This is a genomic window from Sodalis sp. RH16 (assembly GCF_047324245.1).
Classification (GTDB): domain Bacteria; phylum Pseudomonadota; class Gammaproteobacteria; order Enterobacterales; family Enterobacteriaceae; genus Acerihabitans; species Acerihabitans ligni.
This window is the reverse complement of record NZ_CP178737.1, coordinates 6,016,708-6,043,211: the sequence shown is the minus strand read 5'-3', so window position 1 is coordinate 6,043,211 and position 26,504 is coordinate 6,016,708. Positions and strand designations below refer to the sequence as shown.

The following is a 26,504-nucleotide window of genomic DNA, read 5'->3' as shown; positions in this document are numbered from 1 at the left end:
TTACTCTTCTTTGGGGGTTGAGAAATGAGGAACCGTACGGCGCGTGATCCGTAATTTATCGAAAAACAGGTAAATGACGGGGGTGGTATACAGCGTCATCAGCTGGCTGACGATTAATCCGCCGACAATGGTAATGCCCAGGGGCTCGCGCAGCTCAGCGCCGTCGCCCCGGCTCAGAACCAGCGGCAGCGCGCCGAACAGCGCGGCCAGCGTGGTCATGATGATGGGCCTAAAGCGCAGCTGGCAGGCCTGGAAAATGGCGTCATGGGCGCTGATGCCGCTTTGCCGTTGGGCGGTGAGGGCGAAATCCACCATCATGATGGCGTTTTTCTTCACAATGCCTATCAGCAGCAGAATGCCTATCAGGGCGATTAAACTGAACGGCGCGTTAAAAAGCTCCAGGGCCAGCAATGCGCCGATTCCGGCCGAGGGCAGCGTCGACAGTATGGTCAGCGGGTGGACATAGCTTTCATACAGAATGCCGAGGACAATATAGACCGTCGCCACCGCCGCCAGAATCAGCAGCAGCTGGGTTTGCTCGCTCTGCTCGTAAGCCTGGGCGGTGCCGGAAAAACCGCCGCGCACGCTGGGGGGCACGCCCAGCTGCGTCATGGTCCGCTCGATGGCCGCCGTCGCGTCCGACAGCGCCACGCCGTCCGGCAGATTGAAGGCGATGGTGGACGAGGCGGACAGTCCCTGATGGTTCACCGCCAGCGGCGCATTGGCCGGCTGCCAATGGGCGAAGGACGACAGGGGAATCGGCTGGCCTTCGCTGTTATTCAAAAACATATGTTCCAACGTACTAGGGTCCTGTGTATAAGGCGAGGCCACTTCCATCACCACCTTATATTGATTGAGGGGTTGATAAATGGTGGAGATCTGCCGCTGGCCGAACGCGTTGTTCAGCAGATTGTTCACATCGGAGACTGACAGCCCCAGCCGCGCCAGCACATCGCGATCGTAAACCAGATCCAGCTCCGAGCCCTTATCCTGCTGGTCGGAGCTGATATCCGCCAACTGCGGCAGCGCCATCAGCGCTTGACGCACTTTCGGCTCCCATTCGCGCAAATCCTCGATATTGTCGGCCAGTAAACTGTATTGATAGCTGGCGTTGGCCTGGCGCCCGCCGATACGGACGTCCTGCACCGCCATGAGGAACAGGCTGGCGCCGGGCTCTTTCGCCAGCTTGAGCCGCAGGCGGTCGATAATCTGCTGCGCGCTGTCCTTGCGTTCGGACAGCGGTTTCAGTGAAATATACATCGAGCCGCTGTTGGTGCGCGAACCGCCGGTATAACCGGTAACGTTGTCCACCGCCGGATCCTCCCGGACGATGCGCATGAAATCCTGCAGCTTGCCGCGCATGGCCTGGAACGATATGCTCTGGTCGGCCTGGATAAAACCCAGCACCCGGCCGGTGTCCTGCTCCGGCAAAAAGGTTTTGGGTATGGCGATATAGAGCCAGATATTCAGCGCCAGGGTGGCGATAAACAGCAGCAATACCCAGCGGGCGTGGGTCAGTACCCATTGCAGCGAGCGGGCATAGCGCAGCTGCAAGGCTTGCAGCAAAGCGGCGAAACTGTAGCGGCGGGCCGCGGCGTGGGGACGGCTGCGCAATAACCGGGCGCACAGCATAGGCGTCAGCGTCAGCGATACCGCCAGGGAAATGGCGATGGCCACGGACAGGGTCACGGCAAATTCCCGAAACAGCCGGCCCGGTAAGCCGCCCATCAATAACAGGGGAATAAATACCGCAATCAGCGATAGGCTCATGGACAAGACGGTGAACCCCACTTCCCGCACCCCCAGCAGCGCCGCCGACAGAGGCTTTATGCCGTTTTCCACGTGGCGGGTGATATTTTCCATCACCACAATGGCGTCGTCCACCACAAAACCGGTGGCGATGGTCAGCGCCATCAGCGAAATATTATTCAGGCTGAAACCGCACAGGTACATGGCGGCGAAGGTTCCGATCAGCGATACCGGCACCGCCAGCGCCGGTATCAGCGTGGCGCGCCAGGAGCGCAGGAACAGCAGCACCACCAGGACAACCAGCACCACCGCTATTACCAATGATTGTTCCACTTCCGCCAGGGACGCGCGGATGGTGGGGGATCTGTCCTGGGCGACGGCCAGATCGATACCGGCGGGAATGGAGGCCCGCAGCGCGGGCAGTGAGTCGCGGATGGTTTTCACCGTCGAGATGATATTGGCATCCGGCGAACGCTGGATGGCAATCAATATCGCCGGCTTGCCGCCGGCCATGCCGGCGTTGCGCACGTCCTGCACGGAGTCTTTCACCTGGGCCACATCCTGCAGCCGCACGGCGCTATTGTCGCTGTAATGCACGATAAGCGGCTGATACTCCTTGGCGGTATGCAGGGCATCGTTGGTGCGGATTTGCCAGCGGGACTGCCGGTCTTCCACCACCCCCTGCGGGAGCCGGACGTTGGCCTGGCTAATGGCGTCGCGCACCTGGTCAAGGGTAACCCCCTGGTTGAACAGCGCCAAAGGATTTAGCTCCACCCGCACCGCCGGCAGCGAACCCCCGCCCACCGTGACATCGCCGACGCCCTCCATCTGCGAGATGTTCTGCGCCAGCTCGGTGGAGGCGATATCATACAATTGACCCTGGCTGTAGGTATCCGAGGTGAGGGTCAGGATCATGATGGGGGCGTCGGAGGGATTGACCTTACGGTACTGCGGCCGGCCGGGCATGCCGCTTGGCAGCAGGTTCTGCGCGGCGTTGATGGCCGCCTGCACGTCGCGTGCGGCGCCGTTGATATCACGATCCAGATCGAATTGCAGAATAACGCGGGTCGAGCCAAGGGTGCTGTTGGAGGTCATTTCGTTCACCCCGGCCACATGGCCCAGCGCCCGCTCCAGCGGCGTGGCCACCGAGGATGCCATGGTATCGGGGGACGCGCCCGGCAGCGAGGCCGATACCACAATCACCGGAAAATCCACCTGGGGCAGCGGCGCCACCGGCAATAGCCTGAAACCCAGCACGCCGCATAACGCAATGGCCAGCATCAGCAATAACGTGGCCACCGGGCGGTAGATGAACAGGGCGAGAAATTTCATACCGACTCCGGCGTTTCTTCCACCTGGGGGCGGTTGCGCGACAGGCGATCAAACAGCAGATAAATCACCGGCGTGGTAAACAGCGTCAGCACCTGGCTGACCACCAGGCCGCCCACCATGCAGATCCCCAGCGGACGGCGCAGCTCGGCGCCGACCCCGGTGCTGAACATCAGCGGCAGGGCGCCGAACAGCGCCGCCAGGGTGGTCATCAGAATCGGCCGGAAGCGCAGCAAACTGGCCTGATAGATGGCATCGTAAGGCGTCATGCCCTTTTCCCGCTCGGCGGCCAGCGCGAAGTCTATCATCATGATGGCGTTCTTTTTGACGATACCGATCAGGAGGATAATGCCGATGATGGCGATGACGTCCAGTTCGTGGCCGGAGATAATCAGCGCCAGCAGTGCGCCCACCCCGGCGGTGGGCAGGGTGGAGAGGATGGTAACCGGGTGGATAAAGCTTTCATACAGCACCCCGAGCACGATATAAACCGCCACGATGGCCGCCACAATCAGCCAGACGGTGCTGTTCAGCGCCGCTTGGAACGCCATGGTGCTGCCCTGGAAGCGGGTGCTGATGGTGGCGGGGAGCTCCAGCGACTGCTCGGCCTGTTTGATGGCGGATACCGCTTCTCCCAGCGAGTAGCCCGGCGCCAGGTTGAACGAGACGGTGGCGGAAGGGAACTGCTCCTGATGGTTTATCGACAGCGGCCCCAGGCGCTGCTGCACGCTGGTGATGGCGCTCAAGGGGACAATATTGCCATCGCTGCCTTTCAGGCGGATATCCGCCAGCGCCGCCAGGCCGGGGCTGGCGTCGGTGTCATGTTGCAGCACCACCCGGTACTGGCTGGCCTGGGTGTAAATCGTTGAAATCAATCGCTGGCCGAACGCGTTGTACAAGGCATTGTCCACATCCGTCATGCTGATGCCCAGGCGGCTGGCGCTGTCGCGATCCACCCTGATATAGGCTTCCAGGCCCTGGTCCTGCAAATCGCTGCCCACATCCCTTAGCTGCGGCAGGGCCTGCAGGCGTTCCAGCAGTCGCGGCACCCATTTATTCAAATCCTCCAGGGACAGGGACTGGAGGGTAAACTGATATTGGGTATAGCTGAGCTGGGTATCAATGGTGAGATCCTGTATCGGCTGCAAATAGAGCCGGATGCCGGTTAATCCGTCGACGGCCCGCTGCAGCCTGGCGATAACCACATCCACACGATCGGCCCGCTGTCCCAGGGGTTTGAGATTGATCTGCAGCCGGCCGCTGTTCAGCGTGGCGTTGGTGCCGTCCACGCCGATAAGGGAAGAGACGCTTTCAACCGCCGGGTCGCGCATGATGGTGGATACCACGGCCTGCTGGCGCCGGGCCATGTTGCTGAACGAAACGCTTTGCGCGGCCTGGACCGTTCCCTGGATGACGCCGTTGTCCTGGGTGGGAAAGAAGCCTTTCGGAATGAACAGATAGAGCAAAATCGTCAGGGCCAGCATGCTCAGGGCCACCACCAGCGTTTGCCAGGGATGGCGAAGCACCTTTTCCAGGGCGCGGCCGTAACCGGCCACCACCCGTTCAAACAGCCGCTCGCTGGCGCGGGTAAACCGATTCTGCCTGCGCAGCGATTCGTAGCTCAGCATGCGAGCGCACATCATCGGCGTCAGCGTCAGCGACACCACGGCGGAAATCAGGATGGCGATGGCCAGGGTGACGGCGAATTCCCGGAACAGCCGGCCGACGATATCGCCCATGAAGAGCAGCGGAATCAGTACCGCGATCAGGGACACCGTTAATGAAATAATGGTAAATCCGATTTCCCCGGCGCCTTTCAGCGCCGCCGCCAGGGGCTTTTCCCCCTGTTCGATGTAGCGGGAGATATTTTCAATTACCACGATGGCGTCATCCACCACAAACCCGGTGGCAATGGTGAGCGCCATCAGCGTCAGGTTATTGATGGAGAAGCCCAGCATATACATCACCGCAAAGGTGCCCACCAGGGAGAGCGGCACGGCCACCGCCGGGATAACCGTTGCCGCGGCGTTGCGCAAAAACAGGTAGATCACCATGACCACCAGGGCAATGGACAGCAGCAGTTCAAACTGTACGTCGCTGACCGATGCGCGGATATTGACGGTACGATCCGCCAGCAGCGATACGGTAACGGATTTGGGCAGGCTGGCGGTAAGGGCCGGCAATAAAGCGCGGATATTGTCGGCGGTGGTGATGACGTTGGCGCCGGGCTGACGCTGGATATTCATTACGATGGCCGGCTGGCGATTGGCCCAGGCGCCCAGATAGACGTTTTCCGCCCCCTGTTCGATGGTGGCCACATCCCCTAACCTGACCGGGGCGCCGTTCTGCCAGCTGATAATCAGCCGGCGGTAATCATCGGCGGATTTCATCTGATCGTTGGCGGACAGGGTCACCGACCGCTCAGGCCCGTCCAGACTGCCTTTGGGCGTGTTGACGTTAGCGTCCGCGATGGCGGTGCGCACCGTTTCACTGTCCAGGCCATAGGCCGCCAGCGCCTGGGCGTTCAGCTTTACCCGTACCGCCGGACGCTGCCCGCCGGATATGGACACCAGGCCGACGCCGGTAACCTGGGAAATCTTTTGCGCCACCCGGGTTTCCACCATGTCTTCCACCTGGATCATCGACATGGAGGTGGAGGTGACCGCCAGGGTCATGATGGGCGGGTCGGCCGGGTTGACCTTGCTGTACACCGGCGGATTGGGCAAATCGGACGGCAGCAGGTTGGTGGCGTTATTGATGGCCGCCTGCACTTCCTGTTCGGCCACGTCCAGCGGCAGCGACAGCTGGAATTGCAGGACGATGACCGACGCGCCGCCGGAGCTTCGGGATGACATCTGCTGCAGTCCCGACATCTGGCCGAACTGGCGCTCCAGCGGCGCGGTGATGGCGGAGGTCACGACATCCGGACTGGCGCCGGGGTACAAAGTCACCACCTGGATGGTGGGGTAATCCACTTCCGGCAGCGCCGATACCGGCAGCGTCCGATAGCCGATGATGCCGGCCAGCAGAATGGCTATCATGAGCAGCGTAGTGGCCACCGGCCGGAGTATAAACAGCCTTGAGGGACCGCCGTTGTGGCTGGGCAAAACCTCCATCAGGACTTTTCTCCCCGGTGTTTCGGTATATAAACCGGGGATGTTTCCGTATTGACCGGGGATACCACTTCAACTTTGGCGCCTTCGGTCAGGCGATCGATGCCGTCGGTAACCACCCGCTGTCCCGCTTCCAGTCCGGCGGTAATCACCACCTGCCGGCTGTCCTCCATACCGGTGGTGACGCGATGCTGGCTGACCTGATTATCATCATTCAACACCCAAACGAAATGCCCGTCGTTATTCATTTGCACCGCGGCGGGAGGAACCACCACCGCATTTTGCAGGGTATCCACTTTCATCCGTATATTGACGAATTGATTGGGGAACAGGCTGTCGTCGGTATTGTCGAAACGCGCTTTCAGTTTCACCGTGCCGGTGGCGGTATCAATCTGGTTATCCAGGCTCAGTAATTTACCGTCGGTGAGCTTTTGCTTATTGGTGCGATCCCAGGCTTGTGCCGGCAGTACGCCGTTTTTTTGCCCCTTGATAACCGTAGGGATATCGTTTTCTGGCAGAGTGAACACCACGTCGATGGGCCGGGTTTGGGTTATTATCACAATGCCGGTGGTATCGGCGCTGGTAATATAATTGCCCACATCCACCTGTCGCAGACCCACGCGTCCGTCGATAGGCGCGGTAATGCGGCTGTAAGCCAGCTGCAGCTCGGCGCTGGCCACCGCCCCTTGGTCTACCTGGATCTGGCCTTCATATTCATTCACCGTGGATTGCTGGGTATCCATCTGCTGGCGGGAGACCATACTGGTTTTCACCAGATTCCGGTAGCGGGTCAAGTCCTGCCGCGCGTTGGCGAGGGTGGCCTGATCTTTGGCCAACTGCCCCCTGGCCTGCTGCAACGCCACGTCGAACGGCCGGGGATCGATTTCCGCCAGCAAGGTTCCGGCCTTCACCCACTGCCCTTCGTCAAAATGCAGCGCCATAAGCTGGCCGTCCACGCGGCTGCGCACCGTCACGGTTGCGGCGGCGGTAACCGTGCCCAGGCCGGAGAGATAATAGGGCACTGATTTTTGCTGCGCCTGCGCCGCCTGAACCGGCGGCAAAGCCTGCTGCTGACGCCGTCCGCCGCCCTGCTGGGCGGCGTGTTGTCGTTCGCCGCCGTGATGGCGTCCGCCTTCCGCCGTCGCGGGTATGGACGGCTGATGGAAATGACGCCAGACCACCACGGCGCCAATGACAATAATCAATAGCACTACTGTTAAGCCAAGTAAGCGTCCAATGCGTTTACCCTTCATTGATATCTTTACCTTCACGTCATGCGAGCAGGGCACAAGGATCGCATGTCCCTGCGAAAAGGGAAATTCCTATAGTTATTTTAGTCAGAAATGGGCCGGTAAATATGGAGGAAGTATGGAGGTACCGTCAGGGTAGGCCGTGAATCTGTCAGCGGCGCGCCGAAAGCGCTGACAAAAGCGTTTATTACCGGAACGGCGCGGCGGCTTTAGCCGAACCGGTAGTGATGTTTTGGCAGACGACGCTGCGTTCAGTATAATGACATTGTCGTCGCCCGTGGCTATGCGCTGATGCTTTCACTCTTTTGTTTGAGTAAATCATCAAATAATCTCTCGATTTTTTTCATTTGCTGTAAAAATTCAGTTGGGGACAGAACATGCTGTTTACTGCTCATATAGGCTAAAGCCAGCTCTTTTGCCTGATAACGAGAGAATGTATACATATACCATTCCTTATTAATATTTGTCAGAATGTTCAGTTAGTTATAAATGAACTCGATTATATATGCCAACATTGACCATTTACGGTTAACTGCCGAACCACATTCACCCATCCTGAAACGCCTTTTCCTATAAGGCAGGATTGACGGTGTATTCCCTCTCGCTCTGGGACCAATGTAGGAGTAACAGCATTTTTTTACCAACTGGTTATACAAATAGAATCGATTGCTGAAATATTACGATAAGGGCCCGGAAAACCGGTTGGCCTGCCGCGCTTCATTGACGGCGGGCTATTTCGCAGGGTATGGGATTAACGGTTTTCAAATGAAGGTCGATTTTCTTGGAAAATGAATAATATTAGTGTGTCTCTTTAAAATTTATTTATTTTCAGTCAATTCGATTTCCATGGCGGTAGCGTCCCCATTCCTCTGGCAAGGGTTGGCAATGGGGACCAAGCGATAGTGATGGAATATTATTGCGGCGCCGAAACGTCGATATCGCCGAAATATTTATGCGCCAGGATTTTAATCGTACCCTGGGCTTTTACCTTGGCGATAGCCGCGTTCAACTGCCGTTTCAAGGCATCATCGCCTTTACGGACACCAAAAGCGATACCGCTGCCAAGAATGCTATCGTCGCTCACCGCCTCTCCGACAAAAGCGAAACCTTTGCCCTGCGGCTGGGCCAGGAAACCGGACTGGCCGGCCGGCGCCAGTACCAGCGTGCTATCCAGGCGGCCGGAAGCCAGATCCATATAGACCTGGTTTTGATCCTGGTAGGACACCACATGGACGCCCTGGCTTGCCCAATGGGCATTGGCATAGGATTCCTGAATGGAGCCCTGCAGGACGCCGACGTTTTTGCCTTTCAGCGCCTCGGGGGTGGCGGTTAATCCGCTGTCGGCGCGGGCAATGAGCTTTGTCGGCACGCGATATATCACATCGGTGAAATCGATGGCCTGCCTGCGTTTCTCCGTGACGTTCATCGCCGAATTGATGGCATCGAATTTGCGGCCCTGCAGCGCCGGGATCAGGCCGTCAAATGAGGTATCCAGCCATTGGCACTTTGCTTTGGCGGCCTGGCAGACGGCATTGCCTAAATCGATATCGAAACCTTGCAGTTCGCCGGTGGGGGATTTCGATTCAAAGGGGGGATAAAGCGCTTCGAGGCCAAAACGGATCGTTCCTTCGGCGGCCAGCGCCGGCAAAACGGCCAATCCACAGGTAATGAGCACTAAGGCGGAAAATTTATTCATTTTAAGTCCTGTTAAAGGTCAATGGTCAAAGGTAAATACGATGCTTCTGGATAAAGATCGCGATTCCTCAGACGGTGCCCCAGGCGCACAGCCGGCGCGCGCCTTCGAGCAATGTCTCGTCGTCCTTGGCAAAGCTGAGCCTTATCATGCCGGTCTCGGTGCCGTCACTGTAAAACGCCGACAAGGGTATGGAAGAGACTTTCGCGTCCCGTATCAATCCCACGGCCATGTCATTATCACTCATAGAGGAAAAATGGCGAAAGCGCGCCAATAGGAAAAAACTCCCTGCGCTTGGCATCACATGGAAAGGCGAGGACGCCAGCGCCTGCGTCAGCAGGTCGCGTTTGTGCTGGTAAAATGCCGGCAGGCGCAAATAGCTGTCGGGGTTTTCCAGCGCCGTGGCGAAGGCGTATTGCATCGGCGTGTCGGCGGCGAATACCATGAACTGATGCACTTTGCGGATCTCCCACATGAGCTCCGCCGGCGCCAGGCAGTAACCCACCCGCCAGCCGGTGACGCCGTAGGTTTTGCCGAAGGACGACACCACCACGCTGCGCGCGGCGAGAGCCGGGTAGGCGGCCATGCTCCGGTGGGGCTGGCCGTCGAATACCATATGCTCGTACACTTCATCGGAGAGAATCAGGATATCCGTATTCTCGGTCAAGGCGGTGAGCCGACGGATATCCTCTTCGCTAAAAGCCATGCCGGTGGGATTGTGGGGACTGTTGACGATGATCATCCGGGTGCGGGACGTAACGGCCGCAGACACCGCGTCCCAATCGATACGCAGGTCGTCAAGGGAGATTTTCACCGGCACCGGCACCGCCCCCTGCAGGCGGGTGATGGGCGCGTAGCTGTCGAAGGCCGGCTCGAAATAGATGACTTCATCCCCCGGATGGACCAGGGCGCTTATGGCGCTGTACAGCCCCTGGCTGGCGCTGGCGATAATGGTGACCTCCCGTGCGGGGTCGTAATGACCGCCGTACAGTCTCGCCACCTTTTCCGCCAAGGCTTCGCGCAGCGCCGGCAGGCCGGTCATCGCCGAATACTGATTATGTCCGGCGCGCATGGCTTCGGCGGTGTAGTCCACCAGTTGGGGATCGCAATCGAAACTCGGCGAGCCCGCGGCGAGATTAACGGCATTATGTTCGGCGCTCAACTGGCCGATGGTGGTAAATATGGTGGTGCCGACGTCAGGCAGCTTAGAGCGGGCGGGAATAACGCTCTGCATGGAATGGTCCCTCTATGGATACCGGCCGGGGGCAAAATACCGGGGGTAAGGTTGTGTAATGGACAATGTTCAACGATTAAGCAACAGATCCCACCGGCGGACAATGGATAATTCATCATGGTTGCCATGTTGCGAGATCATGGCTCCAATGGCAGTATGGCCTTGGACCGGGGTGATCTTTATTGTCATGGAAAAATTATAGCGGGTAGGGTCATGGGCGCACTTCCTTCACTGGATGTATTGAAAACCTTTGTGATTGTGGCGGAACAGCTGAACTTCACCCATGCGGCGCAGCGGCTGCATATTACCCAGGGGGCGGTCAGCCGGCAGATTGCCGGCCTGGAGCAGCATCTGGGGGCCGCGCTGTTTATCCGGCGGGCCCGCGGGCTGGTGTTAACTGCGCGAGGCGCCGCATTATTGGCCCCGCTGCAGCAGGCTATGGAACAAATCGATACCGCCCTGGACGGGTTCAACGCCAAGCCGGATACGCTGCGGGTTAAATGTCCCACCTGCGTCATGCGCTGGCTGCTGCCGCGGGTAATCCAACTGCAGGCCGGGCATCCGGAAATCGACATCGCGCTGACCACCTCCATCACCCACGGCGTGGATTTTCGCCATGAGCATTTTGATGCGGCGGTGCTCTATGGCCGGCCGGCGGATAAACAGCTGTGCGCCATCCATTTGTTCGACGAGGTGCTGACGCCGGTGTGCGTGCCGGAACTCTGGCGGGAAAACGCCGCCATCGCGGACGGACTGGCGGATAAAACCCTGCTGCATCCCACCCGCGACGGACGCGACTGGCTGGCGTGGCTGAAGGCCGCCGGCCGGGACGGCCTGCCGGCGGCCAAGGCGCAGCATTTCGATACCCTTGATTTGGCCATGACCGCGGCCATACAAGGCTATGGCATCGCCATAGGCGATCTGTGCCTGATTGAGTATGAGCTGCAGGCCGGCCGTTTAATCGCGCCGTTTTCCCACTGCCTGCGAAGCGGCGCGGCCTATTATCTGGTCTTTCCCGAACAATCCGCGCTATCGCCGGCGTTGCGGCTGCTGACGGAGTGGCTGCAGCAGGAAGCGCGGCACAGCCGGCAGCGCCAGCGGGACAATATGCCGGACGACGAGAATCTCGTTTCCATAGCCGGTAATACTTGGTAAAACAGATTAATACCCGCGGGCGCAATAACGTTTTACACTTCCCATATCAACATGACAGATCAAGGAGAGAGTATGAAAACCAGAACGCTGGGTCGTTCAGGCATTGCCGTTCCCAAACTCTGTTTCGGCGGCAACGTCTTCGGCTGGACCATCGATCAGGCTGCCTCCTTTCGCATCCTCGATGCCTTGGCGGAAAGAGAACTTAATTTCATCGACACCGCGGATGTGTATTCCGCCTGGGTTGACGGCAACCAGGGCGGCGAGTCGGAGACTATCATCGGCAATTGGCTGAAGAAAACCGGCAAGCGCGACGGGATTATCCTCGCCACCAAAGTGGGCAAGCCGATGGGCGCGGGTAAAGAAGGACTGTCGGCCGCCTATATCAAGCAGGCGGTGGAGGCTTCTCTGCACCGGCTGCAAACCGACTATATCGATTTGTACCAGTCCCATTCCGATGACGAATCCGTGCCGTTGGAAGAAACCCTGGGCGCGTTCGACGCGTTAATCAAAGAGGGCAAGGTGCGGGCCATCGGGGCATCCAATTATTCCGGCCCCCGGCTGGCGCAGGCGCTGCGCATCAGCGAACAGAACGGGCTGGCACGCTACGAAACCCTGCAACCGCAATATAACCTCTACGATCGGCAGGAGTATGAGCAGGATCTGGAGCCCGTTGTCACCGCCCACGGCGTCGGCGTCATTAACTATTACGCCCTGGCCAGCGGCTTTCTGTCCGGCAAATACCGCGCCAAAGAGGACGCCGCGAAAAGCAAACGGGGCGAGAAGGTCATCAGCACCTATCTCAATACCCGCGGCCTGCGTATCCTGCATGCCCTGGATGCGGTGAGCGAGCGCTACCGGGCCACGCCTACCCAGGTGGCACTGGCCTGGCAGATACAGCGGCCCGGCATCACCGCGCCCATTGTCAGCGCCACCTCCCTCGAACAGCTGGAGGAAGTGGCGAATGCCTTGACCCTGACCCTGCGTGACGATGACTATGCGTTACTGGAGCAGGCCAGCGCCTGGCGGTAATCCCTTTCCCAGTGAGTACGGTATCTCGAGCCCCGACCGTTTGCCGGGGACATGATTAACCCTCTTTTTGCGATGACTTCTTTGAGACCTTTTCTTTGAGACAAGAGTTGAGGCGAGAGTCGAGGCGAGACTTAAGGACAAAATGCACCCTGGCGCAGCAAATGATGAAATGCCGGTGAATCGGACAGCTGATGACGAGGCGGTCGGCTGGCTTGGCCGGTTGGATCTGACCTTTGCTCGCCGCGGCCGGCGTACGGCGATGATCCGGTGCGCCCATAGCGGCCCCTTCACCGTACAGCGCGCGTTTTACCCGGAAGAGGACCATCCCCATGTCTATCTCCTGCATCCGCCGGGCGGAGTGGTGGGGGGCGACCGGCTTGAGCTGTCGGTGCGTCTGGAACAACGCAGCCATGCCGTGATGACCATGCCGGGGTCGACCAAATTTTACCGCAGCGCCGGAGCCGAGGCACGGCTGACGCAAAAATTCTCCCTTGAAGAGGACAGCGTGCTGGAATGGCTGCCGCAGGGGAATATTCTATTTCCTGCCGCCAATGTTGCGATAAACAGTGAATTTACCCTGCAAGCCGGCGCGCGTCTGCTGGGATTCGAGACCTTTTGCCTGGGGCGCCCGGTGATGGGGGAAAGTTTTCATCGCGGCCGATGCCACAGCGTGCTGCGTATCCGCCTCCCCGGGTCGGCGGGGCTTTATGAACGGCTGGGCATCGAGGGGGGCAAACTGGATAAATTGGCCGGTTATCCCCTGATCGGCACCTTTTTCGCCGCGCCCGCCAGCGGTGAGATGCTGGATAACGTCCGCGTTTTATTATCCCGCTCAGCGCTGCCGGCAGCGGGCGCCACGCTGGTGGACCAGCTGTTGATGGTGCGGCTGCTGGATAATGACAATCAGCGCTTGCAGGAGATTCTGCACGGAATATGGGCCCTGCTAAGGCCGCTAATGCTGGACCGGCAGGCGGTGCCGCCGCGTATCTGGTCCACCTGAATGCGTGATATGCCCCCGGCTGGTGCAAATCGTCGCCGCTGCGCCGCCGTGGTGCGGCGGCTGACCTGAAACCGTGCCTGGCGGGATGATAACCGCCCGTTATCGCTGGCGTGATATTTGCAATGCTATGGTTTTGGCCAGGGTTCTGGTGCGACAGGTTTTTTCTCATAAAAAACAATTGGGCGACTTTAGGAGCAAGATATGGAGCTGTCCCCGAGAGAGAAAGATAAATTGCTGCTGTTTACCGCGGCGCTGCTGGCGGAGCGCCGCCGCGCCCGCGGCTTGAAACTCAACTATCCGGAAGCGGTGGCCCTTATAAGCGCGGCTATCCTGGAAGGGGCCCGTGATGGTTTGACGGTGGCCGAGCTGATGAGCGCCGGCCGTGAAGTCTTGACCCGTGACGATGTGATGGAAGGGGTGCCGGAAATGATCCCCGATGTGCAGGTTGAGGCCACCTTTCCGGACGGAACCAAACTGGTGACCGTTCACGACCCCATTATCTGACAGGATATTTATCATGATTCCAGGTGAAATGCGTATCGCCTCCGGTGACATCGATCTGAATGCCGGCCGGCCGCGAATCTCGGTAACGGTGGCCAATCACGGCGATCGGCCGGTGCAGGTGGGTTCCCATTACCATTTTTTTGAAGTCAATCCGGCGCTGCATTTCCATCGCGGGCCGACTCGGGGTTTCCGGCTGGACATCGCCGCCGGTACCGCGGTGCGCTTCGAACCGGGCCAGTCCCGGGACGTTGAACTGGTGGCCTATGACGGCCGGCGCGAAGTATACGGTTTTCGCGGCGAGATAATGGGCAAGCTGGAGCCATCCTCATGAGCAAAATCTCACGGCGCGCTTATGCCGAAATGTTCGGTCCGACCCAGGGCGACAGGGTGCGGCTGGCGGATACCGAACTGTGGATTGAAGTGGAAAAAGATTTCACCGTTTACGGCGAAGAGGTGAAGTTCGGCGGCGGCAAGGTGATTCGCGACGGCATGGGACAAGGTCAGATGACCTCGGCGTTTTGCGCCGATCTGGTGCTGACCAACGCGCTTATCATCGATCACTGGGGCATCGTCAAGGCGGATATCGGCGTTAAAGACGGCCGTATTATGGCTATCGGCAAAGCCGGCAATCCCGATATACAGCCGGGAGTGACCATTGCCATCGGTCCGGGTACCGAAGTGGTGGCGGCGGAAGGCAAAATCGTCACCGCCGGCGGCATCGACAGCCATATACATTTTATTTGTCCGCAGCAGGTGGAAGAAGCCATTTGCTCCGGCGTGACCACCATGATCGGCGGCGGCACCGGGCCGGCGGCCGGCACCAATGCCACCACCTGTACGCCGGGGCCATGGTATCTGGCGCGTATGCTGCAGGCGGCGGACGCTTTGCCGGTGAACATCGGGTTTACCGGCAAGGGCAACGCTTCCCGGCCGGAAGCCCTGGCGGAGCAGGTGGAAGCCGGCGCCATCGGCCTGAAGCTGCATGAGGACTGGGGATCAACGCCGGCGGCCATCAACTGCTGCCTCGGGGTAGCGGATGAATACGACGTCCAGGTGGCTATCCATACCGACACCCTCAATGAAGCGGGGTTTGTGGAAGATACCCTGGCGGCCATCGGCGATCGCACCATTCATACCTACCATACCGAAGGGGCGGGGGGCGGACATGCGCCCGACATCATCCGGGTGTGCGGCTACGGCAATATCCTGCCGTCCTCCACCAACCCCACCATGCCCTATACCGTCAATACCATCGACGAGCATCTGGATATGCTGATGGTCTGCCATCATCTGGACGCCGGCATCGCTGAAGACGTGGCCTTTGCCGAATCGCGCATCCGCCGGGAAACCATTGCCGCGGAAGATATCCTGCACGACCTGGGCGCCTTTTCCATGCTGTCGTCTGATTCCCAGGCCATGGGCCGGGTAGGGGAGGTTATCCTGCGCACCTGGCAGGCGGCACACAAGATGAAGGTGCAGCGCGGCCCGCTGGCGCCGGATACCGAGCGTAACGACAATTTCCGGGTGAAACGCTATATCGCCAAGTACACCATCAACCCGGCCATTACCCATGGCATCTCCCATGAGGTGGGGTCAATCGAACCGGGGAAACTGGCGGATCTGGTGCTGTGGTCGCCGGCGTTTTTCGGCGTTAAGCCCGCTTTGATCATCAAAGGCGGCATGATTGCCATGGCGCCGATGGGGGATGCCAACGCCTCCATCCCCACGCCGCAACCGGTGCATTACCGGCCGATGTTCGGCACGCTGGGCAATGCCCGCCACGCCACCCGCATGACCTTTTTATCCCAGGCGGCCTGCGGCAACGGACTGGCCGGTCGCCTGGGGCTGGCCAGCCTGATAGGGGAAGTGCGGGCATGCCGGCAAGTCAGGAAAGCCGATATGATCCATAATCATTGGCAGCCGACCATCGATGTGGATGCGCAAACCTATCAGGTGCGCGCCGACGGACAGCTGCTGGTGTGTGAGCCGGCGAGCGTTTTGCCCATGGCGCAACGGTACTTTTTGTTCTGATGCGTTTTTTCGAGTGCGGCGATTGCCTGCGCAAACCGTGTTGATTCGATCTTTTTATACCCGACTTTTAACAGAGCCAGAGAACCCGGATGATAGTGTTAACAAAACGTCTCGATCATGCCCATGACACCACCGCTACCCTGACCATCGATTTGGATACCCGGTTGAAAAGCCGGGCGCAGGTTATGCTCGATGACGGCCGCGAGGCCGGTTTGATGCTGCCGCGGGGGCAGATCCTGCGCGGCGGCGAGCTGCTGTCCACCGAGGACGGCGCCGAGGTGGTGCGCATTATCGCCGCGGTGGAAACCGTCTCCACCGCCTACGCCGCGAACCCGCTGCTGCTGGCGCGCCTGTGTTATCACCTGGGCAACCGCCATGTGCCGCTGCAAATCGAGCAGGGCTGGGTACGATATCAGCACGATCACGTGCTGGATGACATGGCGCGGGGATTGGGGGCGAAGGTCGGCACTGAACAGGCGCCCTTTGAACCGGAGGCCGGCGCGTACCAAAGCGCGCCGCACGGCCATCATCATCACTGACATGCCTGATCTGGCGCTGCTGCGCCTGCTGCAGTTAATCAGTCCCAGCCTGCCGGTGGGGGGATTCACCTACTCCCAGGGGCTTGAATACGCGGTGGAGGCGGGCTGGGTCGCCTCGGATACGGATTTTGTCCGCTGGCAGCAGCGGATTATCGAGGATACTCTCGGCGGCGTAGACTGGCCGGTTCTGGTGCGGTTATATCGCGCCTGCGAAAAAGACGATAGCCATGGGTTTGCCTGCTGGAGCGATTTTTTGCTGGCGAACCGGGAAACCGGCGAGCTGCGCAACGAAGAGAAGCAGCGGGGCCAGGCCTTGGCACGGTTAATCGCCGAATGGCCGGACCTGCCTTTCACCCCGCCGTGGCAACCGGCGGTACGCCAATGCCAGTTGGCGGGGTTCGCCTGGCTCGGATGGCAATGGGGCGTTCCGCTACGGGCGTTGGCGCTGGGTTATGGCTACAGCTGGCTGGAAAGCAGCGTGATGGCGGGACTCAAGCTGGTGCCGTTCGGCCAGCAGAAAGCCCAAAGCCTGCTGCGCGTTCTTTCGGCCACCCTGCCCGAGGTGTTTGCCAAGGCCATGACCCTTGAGGACGATGAATTGGGCGGCAGCTTTCCGCTGCAGGCTATTGCATCCTCCTGCCATGAAACCCAGTATTCCCGCTTGTTCCGTTCCTGAAGGAGCAAGACCGCTGATTGTTCGAATAACGTTTAGGAAAAGATGATGCAACAGTACAAACAACCGTTACGTGTAGGTGTGGGCGGTCCGGTGGGATCCGGTAAAACCGCGCTGCTGGAGGCGCTGTGCAAATCCCTGCGCCATCGCTATCAGCTGGCGGTGGTCACCAATGATATCTATACCAAGGAAGACCAGCGCATTCTTACCGAAGCCGGCGCCCTGGAGGCTGAGCGTATCGTCGGCGTGGAAACCGGCGGCTGTCCTCATACCGCCATCCGTGAAGATGCATCGATGAATCTGGCGGCGGTGGACGATCTGGCGAGGAAATTCGGCAATCTGGACATCATTTTTGTGGAAAGCGGCGGCGATAACCTCAGCGCCACCTTCAGCCCTGAGCTGGCGGACCTGACGGTATACGTTATTGATGTCGCCGAAGGGGAAAAAATCCCCCGCAAAGGCGGTCCTGGCATTACCAAATCGGATTTCCTGGTGATAAACAAAATCGATTTGGCCCCTTACGTGGGCGCTTCCCTGGAGGTAATGAAATCAGATACCGACCGGATGCGGCCGCAGCGGCCCTGGGCTTTTACCAACCTGAAAACCGGCGAGGGGCTGGAAACGCTGATAGCCTTTATCCTCAAACAGGGAATGCTCGCCCACAGCCCCTCGCTATAAGCCCATGCGGTACGGAGTTATCCGGCGAACTGCCGCTGCGCCCAGCGCGCCAAACCGGCGGTGACCGAACCGAAATCATCGCCGCCGGTGAGGGGAATGCCCGGCAGGCTGCGTTCCACCGCCGCTCGCAGCAAAGGGGAGCGCGCGCTGCCGCCCGTGAGATAGACCACATCCGGGCGCGGGGCGCCGCTTTGCGCCAGGACCTCGTCCACCTGCTGCTGAATCCGGTTCATGGGCTGGCGGATGGCGTCCTCCAGCTCCGCCTGGCTGATGGGCACCTCTATGCCGCTGCGGATAAAATCCAGCGGGGCGACCGTGCGCGATTCGGAGGAGAGGGCGATTTTGCTCTGTTCGGCGCTGCGCACCAACCGGTAGCTCAATCGCTGCCGATAAACCTGCAGCAGTCCGCTCAAGCGATCGGGGTCGGCGGCCCCCAGCATCAGCTCACGCAAAAAGCGTCCGTTGGCGGTACTGTAAAACTCGCTTTGCGCCGGGATATCATTTATCGCCACCGCTTGCCAAAAGGGCAGCGCCGGCAGCGCCAGTCCCTTGTTGGTCATGCCTCCCATACCGATGCTCGGCGTCAGCTGTTTAAACGCCAGCATGATATCCAGATCGTTACCGCCGACCCGGCAGCCGCTGTGCCCCAGCAGGCTCGCCCGGCGATCACGCTGTTTGAGCCACTCCGGTCCCATCAGTAGCAAGGAGCAGTCGGTGGTGCCCCCGCCGATATCCACCACCAGGACGATTTTTTCCTCCCGCAGGGTGGCTTCGAAGTCAAGACCCGCCGCCACCGGTTCAAACTGAAAAGCGACGTCTGAAAAGCCGGCGCGCGTGGCGGCGCGTTGCAAAATATTCTGCGCCTGCCGGTTGGACTCTTCCCCGCCGGTGCCCTGGAAGTTCACCGGCCGGCCGATCATGGCCTGGGTAATAGGAGCCGATAATGCCGTTTCCGCCTGCCTTTTGATATGGCACATCATGGCGCAGACCAAATCCTCGAACAGGGCGATTTGCTGCGGCTTGAGACCGTTGGCGCCCAGGAAAGACTTCGGGGATTTCACAAAGTAGACGTCTTCCGGGTCGGCGATATAGTTGGCCAGGGCGCGCTGGCCGAATTGCAGGCTTTGATCCGTGAGGATGATATCGTCCTCGCGATTGGCGTTGATGGCGCGGCGCAACAGCTGCTGGTTCTCGTCGCTGCCGGCGGGCACCTGCCAGAAGCGATGCAGGTATTCACTCACCGCATCCCTCGTCGGCGAGCATAACATAGACGCCATATAGGGCGAGGTGTCTTCCAGCGGCAGCAAGCGCGGCTGGGTGCCCTCCATCACCGCCACTGAGCAATTGGCGGTACCGTAATCGAATCCGATAAACATTATCATCTCCCCATGCCAATGAGGCGGCAAACTTTACAATAATGTAGCAAAGCAGGCAATGGATAACGGCCTCGGGCGGTAAATTCTGCTGGGTGGAAAGTGAACAATGTTATCAGGGGGAGCGTTCCCGGCACATTATGGCAACGACTTGAGCGCGGGATCAGCCTATGGCGGCATAGCCGCTATCGAGCACGGCGGTCAAGGGTATGGCGCGGCTTATGCTGTCCCCCTCCGCCATATCGATACCCAGCAGGCACAGCTTCTCCAGTACCGCCGGCAAATGGGCCGGCCCGGCAATGGAGCGGGCGTTGAGGCGATGAATATGCCCATTGATGATGGTCACCATCATCTCGTCCATTTGGCTATTGTGCAGGGAGTGGACAAACCGGTTCGGCAGTTTAATGTAATCAATGGTGCCGGTGGGTAATTTGTTAAAGGCGCTGAAATTATCGCCGAATTGATCAAGCATAAGCTGATTACCCTGCCGGCGCAGCCGTTGCAATGGCGCTTGAATAGCCGGATAGTTTTCCATGAAGGCCGCGCCGCTGACGCTGATGATTAAGGGATTGGCCTCCGGGCTGGTGCCTGAACCCGACCGGGACAGCAGTTTGTCCAGCAGCGCTTGGTCCTTCAGACCCGCCATGGAGAGGGGAATGACCAGGGTCATGCCTTTATGCGCGATGGCGGCGCCGTAAACCTCCATAATTTGATCCACCAGCCAATGATCCAGCAGCAGCGGCAAATCCTGCTGCTGCGCCGACTGATAAAATACATCCTGGGCCAGTGAACGATGCTCCTGCGGCCCCACCGCGACGGAGAGCTGGTAAAAACCGACGGCGAGCGGCGTCGCCGGCGGCGCCACCGGACCGGCCATAATTTCCAGCTCGCCGTTTTTCATCATCGCCACAACCCGGTCGCGGCTGATGGCCGGCGTCTGCATGACCAGTCCGGGATGCTTGAGCTCCGGCTCGAACAGGATGACCTGTCCGCGCCCGCTGTGTTTAGCGGTATAACAGGCGATATCGGCCTGGGTCATCACTTCCTTGGTATGGAAATTCTCTTCCGTTATCACGGTGATGCCCGCGCTGCCGCCGATAGAATATAATTTATCTTCCCAATGGAATGAATAGCTGTTGATGGCATCGATGATGCGCTGGACCTGTTTTTTGGCATCCGCCTGGGTACAGTCGGGCAGAATCAAGCCGAATTCGTCCCCGCCGAGCCTGGCCAGGCAGTCGTACTGCCGGATATTTTTCTGCATCAGCAGGCCCAGCTCCAGTAGCAATGCATCCCCCGCCGCATGTCCGGCCCGGTCGTTGATTTCCTTGAAACGATCCAAATCGATGAATACCAGCGCATGACGCCTTTTTTGGGCAATGGCGGTATGCAGCGCCTGGTCCAGATGCTGTGCGAAATTGGCGCGGTTAGGCAGCCCGGTTAAATCATCATGCAGCGCGTTGTAGCTCAGTTGCTGCATCAAATGACGGGACTCGCTGACATCCTTAATGACCAGCACCGCCCCCAATAGGGAACCGCTGATATTTTTCAGCGGCGTGCAGTTGTGCTGGATATCGAAAAACTGCCCGCTGCGGCTGTGCAGCACCAGGGAGTGTTGCAGGGAAGATCCCTTTTGCCTGGACGCGATCTGTGATTGCAATAAGGTCGGCAGCGCCGGTCCGTCATGGCCAAGGGTAAGCCGTATGATACTGTCGATATGTTTGCCGTGGGCTTCCCTTTGCAGCCAGCCGGTCATTTTTTCCGCCACCGGATTCATGAAATTGATGCACATCTGTTTATCCATCGAAATGACCGCGTCGCCGATGGAGTCCAAGGTAATGTGCAGCCGTTCCTTTTCTTCATGCAGCGCGTCGGTGAGCCTGGCCTCACTGGTAAAATCAAGGCTGATGCCCAGCATACGCACGGCCCGATCGTTTTCATCCGCCAGGACATTGGCGTACAGGCGAATATGGCGCAATTCTTGATCGGGCCCGCGGATACGAAATTCAAAGGAGAAGGGTTTGCGTTCGTCCATGGCTTTATAGAAAACCTGCAGCGCCATATCCCGGTCTTCGTCAATGATACAGGCCAACCAATAGTCATAGGTGGCTTTCTGGCCCGGCGGCAAGGAATAGATCTCCTCCATGCGCTTATCCCAGTTCATATCATCGGAAACAATATTCCATTCCCATATGCCCACGCCGCCGGCCTCGTTCGCCAGCGTAATCCGCTCCATTAAGCGGCGGTTGACAATCTCGCTGTGTTTAACTTCGGTAATATCTTCAATCTGGGAGATAAAATAGAGCGGTACTTCATGCTGATCGCGCACCAGTGAAACCGCCAGCAGTGCCCAGACAATTTCACCGTCGCTGCGGATATAGCGTTTTTCCAGCGTATAGCTCTCAATGACCCCGTTAATCAAGTCATTGAGCTGCTCGAGATCGGTGGTCAAATCGTCCGGGTGGGTAATCTCCTGAAAACTGAGCTGTTCCAACTGCCGGGGACTGTATTTTAAAAAGCGGCACAGGGCTTTATTTACCTGTAACCAGGTTCCCTCCAGGGATACCAATGCCATGCCGATGGCGGAATATTCCATGGCATAGCGAAAGCGGGTTTCGCTTTGCAAAATATTGCTGCGTTCAACCCGAAAGGCATACATGACCATGGCCATGGCGTGGGCGGGAATCAATATTATCAACAAGGGCATTTGCGGTAATAATCCCGGATTGATAATTTGTGGAATATTGAGATGGAGGAAACCCGTTATCAGGGCGAAAAACAGCGTCACGGTGACGATAAGAAACAGGCAGAAGGCTTCAAAACGCGGCAACCGTATGGCGCCGAAGAACAGCGGCAAGGCCGCGAAGGTAAACGGGAAGGGCAGTAATTTTATCGCCAGATAACTCACGGCAAGGGTAAATAACGCCGTTATGAACATTTCAATCCAGGTTTTCTGCTTGAGCATCTGGATTAAGGCCGGCCGCCGGCACAATATTCCCACTGGAGTCAGGGCGAGAATACCCACCCCTTCCGCGGTAAGCCAATGTATAATAAACGGCGCCAGGCGCGCCGGGGGAACGTGAAAAAAAAGCGCGGCGGTTGCGGCGGCGATGGCGGGAACCAATACCACGGCGATGAAGAAAAACTTCAGCCAGGAGACGATGCCGTTTAAAGGGTCCAGCGGATCCAGTGCGTATTTCAACAGCCAGGCGCCGAATACCGCTTCCAGCAGGGTGGTCGCCGTTAACGGCAGGCCGCTGGCCGGGCCGGCGCCGGCCAGGAGATTTGCGGCCGTCAGGGCCAGGGCGCTGGCGAGTATCAGCGCTGCCCAGCGCCGCAACGGCAGCGAGAATAGCGCCGCCAGCAGGATCGCCGTGGTAAACCACAATGGCGAAACGGAAAGGTCCGTGCTGCCCATGGACAAACACCACAGGGTTATTATGAAAACAAGCAGGGCGATTGCCGTAATGATGGGCCAATAATTATTATGGTTAATGGAGAGCTTATTGCTGGCGCCCATAATTATATCCTGAGGATTCTTATATTTAGAATAGCAGTTCACTACTGAAAAGGATGATTATCTCTTATGCTTGGTGCGCTAAAAAAACGGTCGCCAGTCCCAAAAAAATAAAATAACCGCCGGTATCGGTTATTGCAGCGATCATGACGCTGGAGCGTGCCGCCGGATTGCGCCCCAGCCGTGCCATGGCGAGGGGAATCATTACCCCCATCAACGCCGCCAGGATAAAATTAAACAGCATAGCCAGCATTATTACCCCTCCCAGCCCCGCATTACGGTATAAAAACCAAGTGGCCAACCCCATGATGCCGCCCCATAACACGCCGTTGATGACGGCTGCGCCCAGTTCGCGCAATAGCAGAAAAACGGCGCTGCCCTTTGCCAATTGACGGAGCGCCAGTCCCCGCACAATCATGGTCATGGCCTGGTTGCCCCCCGCGCCGCCGATACCGGCCACAATGGGCATCAGGGCGGCCAATGACACCAAGACCGATAGCGTGCCTTCAAACAGGCCGATGACGCGGGATGTGATAAACGCGGCGGCGAGATTTATCGCCAGCCAGCCCCAGCGGGCGCGCAGCGTGTTGCGTATCGGGGCGTAGATGTCCGCCGCCGGGCCGATACCGCCAAGACGGCGCTGGGTCTCGTCGTTTTCGGCAATAATCACATCAACCATGTGTTCGATACCCAGCCGGCCTACCAGCTTGCCCTTGATATCCACAACCGGGGCGGTGACGAGATCGTAGCGTTCGAAGGCGCCGGCCGCGTCCCTGGCCGCATCATCCGGCAGGAAGGCGGCGGGGTTGGCCTCCATGACCTCGGCTACCTGTTTGCCCGGCGGGTTAAGTAAAATCGCGGTCAATGCCAGTTCTCCCACCAGCTGGTTTTTCCGATCCACCACAAACAGTTTATCGCTGTTCTTTGGCAGCGTTCGGCGCCGGCGCAAATAGCGTTGCACCACGGCCAGCGTCACATCGGGGCGAACCGTCGCCAGCTCGACATCCATATACCGGCCGACGCTGTCCCGCTCGGCATTCATCATCGCCCGCGCCTGTGCCCGTTGCCGGGGCTCCAGGGCGGTGAGCATCCGGCTGACGATGTCCCGCGGCAAATAATGCGCTAGACAGGCCTGCTCATCCACCTCCAGCGGCCTGACGGCTTTCAGAATATCGCCGGGGTTCATGTCGGCTATCAGGCGGTGGCGGATGACCGGCGAGATTTCCACCAGGATTTTACCGCGTTTGTCATTATCAATCAGACGCCAGAACGCCAACCGTTTGTCCAGCGGCAGGCTTTCCAATATATCCGCCGCATCCGCCGCGCGCAGTTGTCGTTGTATATCGGCAAGTCGGGCGGTTTGATCCAGGAGTCTCTCCGGCGAAACGGTGGATTTGCGGCCGGGCCGGCCCAGGATGCTGTCCACCAGGGGGCGGTTGTCCAGTAATAGCGAGAAGACCTGATGTCTTGCTTTCGCCGGTTGCGAGGCATTATGTTTCACCACGGGCATAACGGCAACATTCCTTATGTTACAGGGTTGACAAGGCACTGAGATATCGAGCATTTTTTTAGAGCGCGGACTGGTTGATGCTAACAAAGGATTCGATAATCCCAACCCGGAAGGCACTATGTTTGATACTGCTATAAAATACTCTATTGAGGAAATGATTCGCTTGTTAAAACAATGGAGGGCTCTAACCGGAGCAGAATTGAAGACAGGCTGAACGCCCAGCCACTTCATATAGAGAATGATAGAATCCTGTCTACAACGGACCAAAGCAAGCGGATAAGATATAATTAAGTGATTTTAAGGCGCTTTAAACGTTGGGGAGGGGCGTGGCAAAACACGAAGTTTTCGCCGCAACAACCCTGGCATACGTTAAATTTCATGCCAGGGCTTAGTCATCCGGCCGGGAATCGTCGTTAACGACTTGCTCCGTCGGCTCCGCGGTCCCATCCTGCTGATGCTGCCAAGCGCCGATGGTGGCATAGATTAAGCGACCGAATAATATAATAAAACTGATAAGCAAAATCCAACGGGTCATCCGAACCGAGGTTCGTCGCCGTTTACGCGGATAAGCCAGTTTCATTAATCCGTCTTTGTCTCTCAGGGTGCTGTGTCCTCTGTAATGTCCAGTTGCCAGCCGGGAACGTCCGACCAGTAGCTCTGCTCACGTTCCAAATCCAGCTGCACCAGGTTGTTCTGGGCAAAAAAGCCGGCCGGGAACGTTAAGGTCCAATGATTCTGGTCGGTGGTAAGCCTCAATTGCATGGGCGTGGTGGCCTGACGTTGATTATTGAGCAAAACCGCCAGCCGGAGCAACTGCAGACAGGGCAAAAAATGTTTTTTCCGGAAAAGATTCAGGCGGGGCATTTCCTCAAGCTTAATGGCCTTGCGGTGAAAACGCACCAGGGTGGCCAGCAATAGCTGCTGCTCCTGATTGAATCCCGGCATATTGGTTTGCTGCAGGATATACGCGGAATGACGCTGCATCCCGCTGTGGTTTATGCCCAAACCCACTTCATGCAGCAGGGCCGCCCATTTCAGCAGGGCTTCCAACTGTTCGTTGCGCAAATCTTCGTTTTGGTTGTACCACTGCTGATACAGCTCATCGGTGGTATCGCTGACCCGTTTGGCCTGTTCGCTGTCGATATTATAATGTTCAGCCAGGCTGCGCGCGGTACGGCTGCGGATATCCTGGTGATGGAACCTGCCTTCCATTTCATACAGGACGCCTTCGCGCAAGGCGCAATCGGAGAACTGCAATTCGCTGATGGCCAGCGTATCCACCACGCCGCACAGGATAGCCAGCCCCGGCACGAAAACGCTTTTACGTTCTTCGGACAGACCGGGGAGATTAAGCGCGCTAAAACTTTTGAATTTCATCACTTTGTCATAAAGTAGCTGCAGGCGTTCCGGGGTGATGCCGCCGTCCTTCTCCCCCAGCTCGGCCAAAACCTCGCAGGCGGCCTTGATGGTCCCCGAGGCGCCCAGGGCGACCTGCCACCCCAACAGACGGTATTGCCAGGCCAGGGTTTCCAGTTTTTGCGCCGCCGCCAGCCGGGCGCGGCGGAAATGCACCGGACTGATGACGCCGCCGGGAAAAAACTGGTTGCCGAAGCTGACGCAGCCCATACGGCGGCTTTCCACCAGTATCGGTTCGAAATTTTCGCCAATCACCAGTTCAGTGGAGCCGCCGCCGATGTCGATGACCAGCTTGCGGCCCTTCTCGGATTGGGTGTGTTCCACGCCCATGAAAATCAGCCGCGCTTCTTCATGGCCGGAAATGATTTCAATGGGGTAGGGGATTACTTTTGCCGCCCGGCTGAGAAACTCCTCGGCGTTAATCGCTTCACGCAGGGCGTGGGTGCCGACCATGGTAACCCGCTGCGGCGGGAAACCCTGCAAACGCTCGGCGAACAGCGCCAGACAGTTCAAACCGCGAACGATGGCTTCCTCGTTCAGACGATTGCCGGCATCGAGGCCGTCCGCTAGATGCACGCGCTGTTTCAATCGGCTGAGAATCTGCAGCGCCCCGTTTACCACCCGGGCGACTACCATATGGAAACTGTTCGAACCGAGATCGATGGCCGCGAATTCTTCGGGTTTGGACGAGGTTGAGTTGTTTAGTGGCAT

21 protein-coding genes are annotated in these 26,504 nt (G+C 58.5%); 10 read left to right on the top strand and 11 right to left on the bottom strand.

Features of this window, described 5'->3' with window-relative positions; translation table 11 throughout:
- The 6 genes from mdtC to ACL2XJ_RS27565 all read right to left on the bottom strand — a co-directional run bounded on the left by mdtC (window position 1) and on the right by ACL2XJ_RS27565 (window position 10,368).
- Window positions 1-3,081 (bottom strand): multidrug efflux RND transporter permease subunit MdtC, encoded by a 3,081-nt coding sequence (gene mdtC, locus ACL2XJ_RS27590; RefSeq protein ID WP_413725205.1) that lies wholly within the window; start codon window positions 3,079-3,081, stop codon window positions 1-3.
- A complete protein-coding gene (locus tag ACL2XJ_RS27585) occupies window positions 3,078-6,194 on the bottom strand; it encodes an MdtB/MuxB family multidrug efflux RND transporter permease subunit (RefSeq protein WP_413725204.1) in 3,117 nt (1,038 codons plus the stop codon). The genes mdtC and ACL2XJ_RS27585 overlap by 4 nt, the downstream gene beginning before the upstream one ends.
- Window positions 6,194-7,450 carry an MdtA/MuxA family multidrug efflux RND transporter periplasmic adaptor subunit gene (locus ACL2XJ_RS27580; protein WP_413726989.1) on the bottom strand — a complete coding sequence of 419 codons (1,257 nt, stop codon included), beginning with the start codon at window positions 7,448-7,450 and terminating at the stop codon, window positions 6,194-6,196. Before ACL2XJ_RS27580 ends, ACL2XJ_RS27585 begins: the two co-directional genes overlap by 1 nt.
- A gap of 272 nt (window positions 7,451-7,722) precedes the next feature.
- Window positions 7,723-7,884 carry a hypothetical protein gene (locus ACL2XJ_RS27575; protein WP_165934259.1) on the bottom strand — a complete coding sequence of 54 codons (162 nt, stop codon included), beginning with the start codon at window positions 7,882-7,884 and terminating at the stop codon, window positions 7,723-7,725.
- A 470-nt stretch (window positions 7,885-8,354) separates the two neighbouring features.
- The gene (locus tag ACL2XJ_RS27570; protein ID WP_413725203.1) at window positions 8,355-9,137 is read right to left on the bottom strand and encodes an ABC transporter substrate-binding protein; all 783 of its coding nucleotides are present in this window, start codon (window positions 9,135-9,137) and stop codon (window positions 8,355-8,357) included.
- A gap of 67 nt (window positions 9,138-9,204) precedes the next feature.
- Window positions 9,205-10,368, bottom strand: a complete 1,164-nt coding sequence (locus tag ACL2XJ_RS27565; protein ID WP_413725202.1) for a methionine aminotransferase — start codon at window positions 10,366-10,368, stop codon at window positions 9,205-9,207.
- Between the two features lie 213 nt (window positions 10,369-10,581).
- Here ACL2XJ_RS27565 and ACL2XJ_RS27560 point away from each other — a divergent pair, with 213 nt between their 5' ends.
- The 9 genes from ACL2XJ_RS27560 to ureG all read left to right on the top strand — a co-directional run bounded on the left by ACL2XJ_RS27560 (window position 10,582) and on the right by ureG (window position 17,977).
- Window positions 10,582-11,523 carry a LysR substrate-binding domain-containing protein gene (locus ACL2XJ_RS27560; protein ID WP_413725201.1) on the top strand — a complete coding sequence of 314 codons (942 nt, stop codon included), beginning with the start codon at window positions 10,582-10,584 and terminating at the stop codon, window positions 11,521-11,523.
- Between the two features lie 72 nt (window positions 11,524-11,595).
- Window positions 11,596-12,552, top strand: a complete 957-nt coding sequence (locus ACL2XJ_RS27555) for an aldo/keto reductase (protein ID WP_413725200.1) — start codon at window positions 11,596-11,598, stop codon at window positions 12,550-12,552.
- A gap of 175 nt (window positions 12,553-12,727) precedes the next feature.
- Window positions 12,728-13,552, top strand: a complete 825-nt coding sequence (locus ACL2XJ_RS27550; RefSeq protein ID WP_413725199.1) for an urease accessory protein UreD — start codon at window positions 12,728-12,730, stop codon at window positions 13,550-13,552.
- 201 nt (window positions 13,553-13,753) lie between these two features.
- On the top strand, window positions 13,754-14,056 hold the full coding sequence (locus ACL2XJ_RS27545; protein WP_132926938.1) for an urease subunit gamma: 303 nt from the start codon (window positions 13,754-13,756) through the stop codon (window positions 14,054-14,056).
- 13 nt (window positions 14,057-14,069) lie between these two features.
- Entirely contained in the window at window positions 14,070-14,387 is a 318-nt protein-coding gene (locus ACL2XJ_RS27540) for an urease subunit beta (protein WP_132926940.1), read from the top strand.
- Complete coding sequence (ureC, locus tag ACL2XJ_RS27535; RefSeq protein ID WP_132926941.1) at window positions 14,384-16,087, top strand: urease subunit alpha; 1,704 nt, start codon at window positions 14,384-14,386, stop codon at window positions 16,085-16,087. Before ACL2XJ_RS27540 ends, ureC begins: the two co-directional genes overlap by 4 nt.
- Before the next feature lie 89 nt (window positions 16,088-16,176).
- A complete protein-coding gene (gene ureE / locus ACL2XJ_RS27530) occupies window positions 16,177-16,626 on the top strand; it encodes an urease accessory protein UreE (RefSeq protein WP_413725197.1) in 450 nt (149 codons plus the stop codon).
- A 1-nt stretch (window position 16,627) separates the two neighbouring features.
- A complete protein-coding gene (locus ACL2XJ_RS27525; RefSeq protein WP_413726988.1) occupies window positions 16,628-17,302 on the top strand; it encodes an urease accessory protein UreF in 675 nt (224 codons plus the stop codon).
- Between the two features lie 45 nt (window positions 17,303-17,347).
- The gene (ureG, locus tag ACL2XJ_RS27520) at window positions 17,348-17,977 is read left to right on the top strand and encodes an urease accessory protein UreG (RefSeq protein WP_132926945.1); all 630 of its coding nucleotides are present in this window, start codon (window positions 17,348-17,350) and stop codon (window positions 17,975-17,977) included.
- Window positions 17,978-17,994: 17 nt separating this feature from the next.
- Here the strand turns inward: ureG and yegD are convergent, their stop codons facing one another.
- From yegD to ACL2XJ_RS27505, 3 genes are all read right to left on the bottom strand, one after another.
- Window positions 17,995-19,353 carry a molecular chaperone gene (gene yegD, locus ACL2XJ_RS27515; RefSeq protein WP_132926947.1) on the bottom strand — a complete coding sequence of 453 codons (1,359 nt, stop codon included), beginning with the start codon at window positions 19,351-19,353 and terminating at the stop codon, window positions 17,995-17,997.
- Between the two features lie 160 nt (window positions 19,354-19,513).
- Window positions 19,514-22,870, bottom strand: coding sequence for a diguanylate cyclase (locus ACL2XJ_RS27510; protein WP_413725196.1), 3,357 nt, complete (start codon window positions 22,868-22,870; stop codon window positions 19,514-19,516).
- A gap of 64 nt (window positions 22,871-22,934) precedes the next feature.
- Window positions 22,935-24,422, bottom strand: coding sequence for a magnesium transporter (locus ACL2XJ_RS27505; protein WP_413726987.1), 1,488 nt, complete (start codon window positions 24,420-24,422; stop codon window positions 22,935-22,937).
- On the opposite strand from ACL2XJ_RS27505, the gene ACL2XJ_RS27500 reads away from it, so the two are divergent.
- The gene (locus ACL2XJ_RS27500; protein WP_413726986.1) at window positions 24,421-24,591 is read left to right on the top strand and encodes a T3SS effector OspC family protein; all 171 of its coding nucleotides are present in this window, start codon (window positions 24,421-24,423) and stop codon (window positions 24,589-24,591) included. The two genes, ACL2XJ_RS27505 and ACL2XJ_RS27500, sit on opposite strands and share 2 nt — an antisense overlap.
- 174 nt (window positions 24,592-24,765) lie before the next feature.
- Here ACL2XJ_RS27500 and ACL2XJ_RS27495 read toward each other — a convergent pair whose 3' ends face one another.
- Entirely contained in the window at window positions 24,766-24,957 is a 192-nt protein-coding gene (locus tag ACL2XJ_RS27495) for a YfgG family protein (protein WP_132926953.1), read from the bottom strand.
- A 17-nt stretch (window positions 24,958-24,974) separates the two neighbouring features.
- Complete coding sequence (gene ppx / locus ACL2XJ_RS27490) at window positions 24,975-26,504, bottom strand: exopolyphosphatase (RefSeq protein ID WP_413725195.1); 1,530 nt, start codon at window positions 26,502-26,504, stop codon at window positions 24,975-24,977.

Bases quoted from the DNA above. Each gene is read 5' to 3' on its own strand.
- mdtC (WP_413725205.1), bottom strand. From the start codon at position 3,081: ATGAAATTTCTCGCCCTGTTCATCTACCGCCCGGTGGCCACGTTATTG.
- ACL2XJ_RS27585 (WP_413725204.1), bottom strand. From the start codon at position 6,194: ATGGAGGTTTTGCCCAGCCACAACGGCGGTCCCTCAAGGCTGTTTATA.
- ACL2XJ_RS27575 (WP_165934259.1), bottom strand. From the start codon at position 7,884: ATGTATACATTCTCTCGTTATCAGGCAAAAGAGCTGGCTTTAGCCTAT.
- ACL2XJ_RS27570 (WP_413725203.1), bottom strand. From the start codon at position 9,137: ATGAATAAATTTTCCGCCTTAGTGCTCATTACCTGTGGATTGGCCGTT.
- ACL2XJ_RS27565 (WP_413725202.1), bottom strand. From the start codon at position 10,368: ATGCAGAGCGTTATTCCCGCCCGCTCTAAGCTGCCTGACGTCGGCACC.
- ACL2XJ_RS27560 (WP_413725201.1), top strand. From the start codon at position 10,582: ATGGGCGCACTTCCTTCACTGGATGTATTGAAAACCTTTGTGATTGTG.
- ACL2XJ_RS27555 (WP_413725200.1), top strand. From the start codon at position 11,596: ATGAAAACCAGAACGCTGGGTCGTTCAGGCATTGCCGTTCCCAAACTC.
- ACL2XJ_RS27545 (WP_132926938.1), top strand. From the start codon at position 13,754: ATGGAGCTGTCCCCGAGAGAGAAAGATAAATTGCTGCTGTTTACCGCG.
- ACL2XJ_RS27540 (WP_132926940.1), top strand. From the start codon at position 14,070: ATGATTCCAGGTGAAATGCGTATCGCCTCCGGTGACATCGATCTGAAT.
- ureC (WP_132926941.1), top strand. From the start codon at position 14,384: ATGAGCAAAATCTCACGGCGCGCTTATGCCGAAATGTTCGGTCCGACC.
- ureE (WP_413725197.1), top strand. From the start codon at position 16,177: ATGATAGTGTTAACAAAACGTCTCGATCATGCCCATGACACCACCGCT.
- ACL2XJ_RS27525 (WP_413726988.1), top strand. From the start codon at position 16,628: ATGCCTGATCTGGCGCTGCTGCGCCTGCTGCAGTTAATCAGTCCCAGC.
- ureG (WP_132926945.1), top strand. From the start codon at position 17,348: ATGCAACAGTACAAACAACCGTTACGTGTAGGTGTGGGCGGTCCGGTG.
- yegD (WP_132926947.1), bottom strand. From the start codon at position 19,353: ATGTTTATCGGATTCGATTACGGTACCGCCAATTGCTCAGTGGCGGTG.
- ACL2XJ_RS27510 (WP_413725196.1), bottom strand. From the start codon at position 22,870: ATGGGCGCCAGCAATAAGCTCTCCATTAACCATAATAATTATTGGCCC.
- ACL2XJ_RS27495 (WP_132926953.1), bottom strand. From the start codon at position 24,957: ATGAAACTGGCTTATCCGCGTAAACGGCGACGAACCTCGGTTCGGATG.
- ppx (WP_413725195.1), bottom strand. From the start codon at position 26,504: ATGCCACTAAACAACTCAACCTCGTCCAAACCCGAAGAATTCGCGGCC.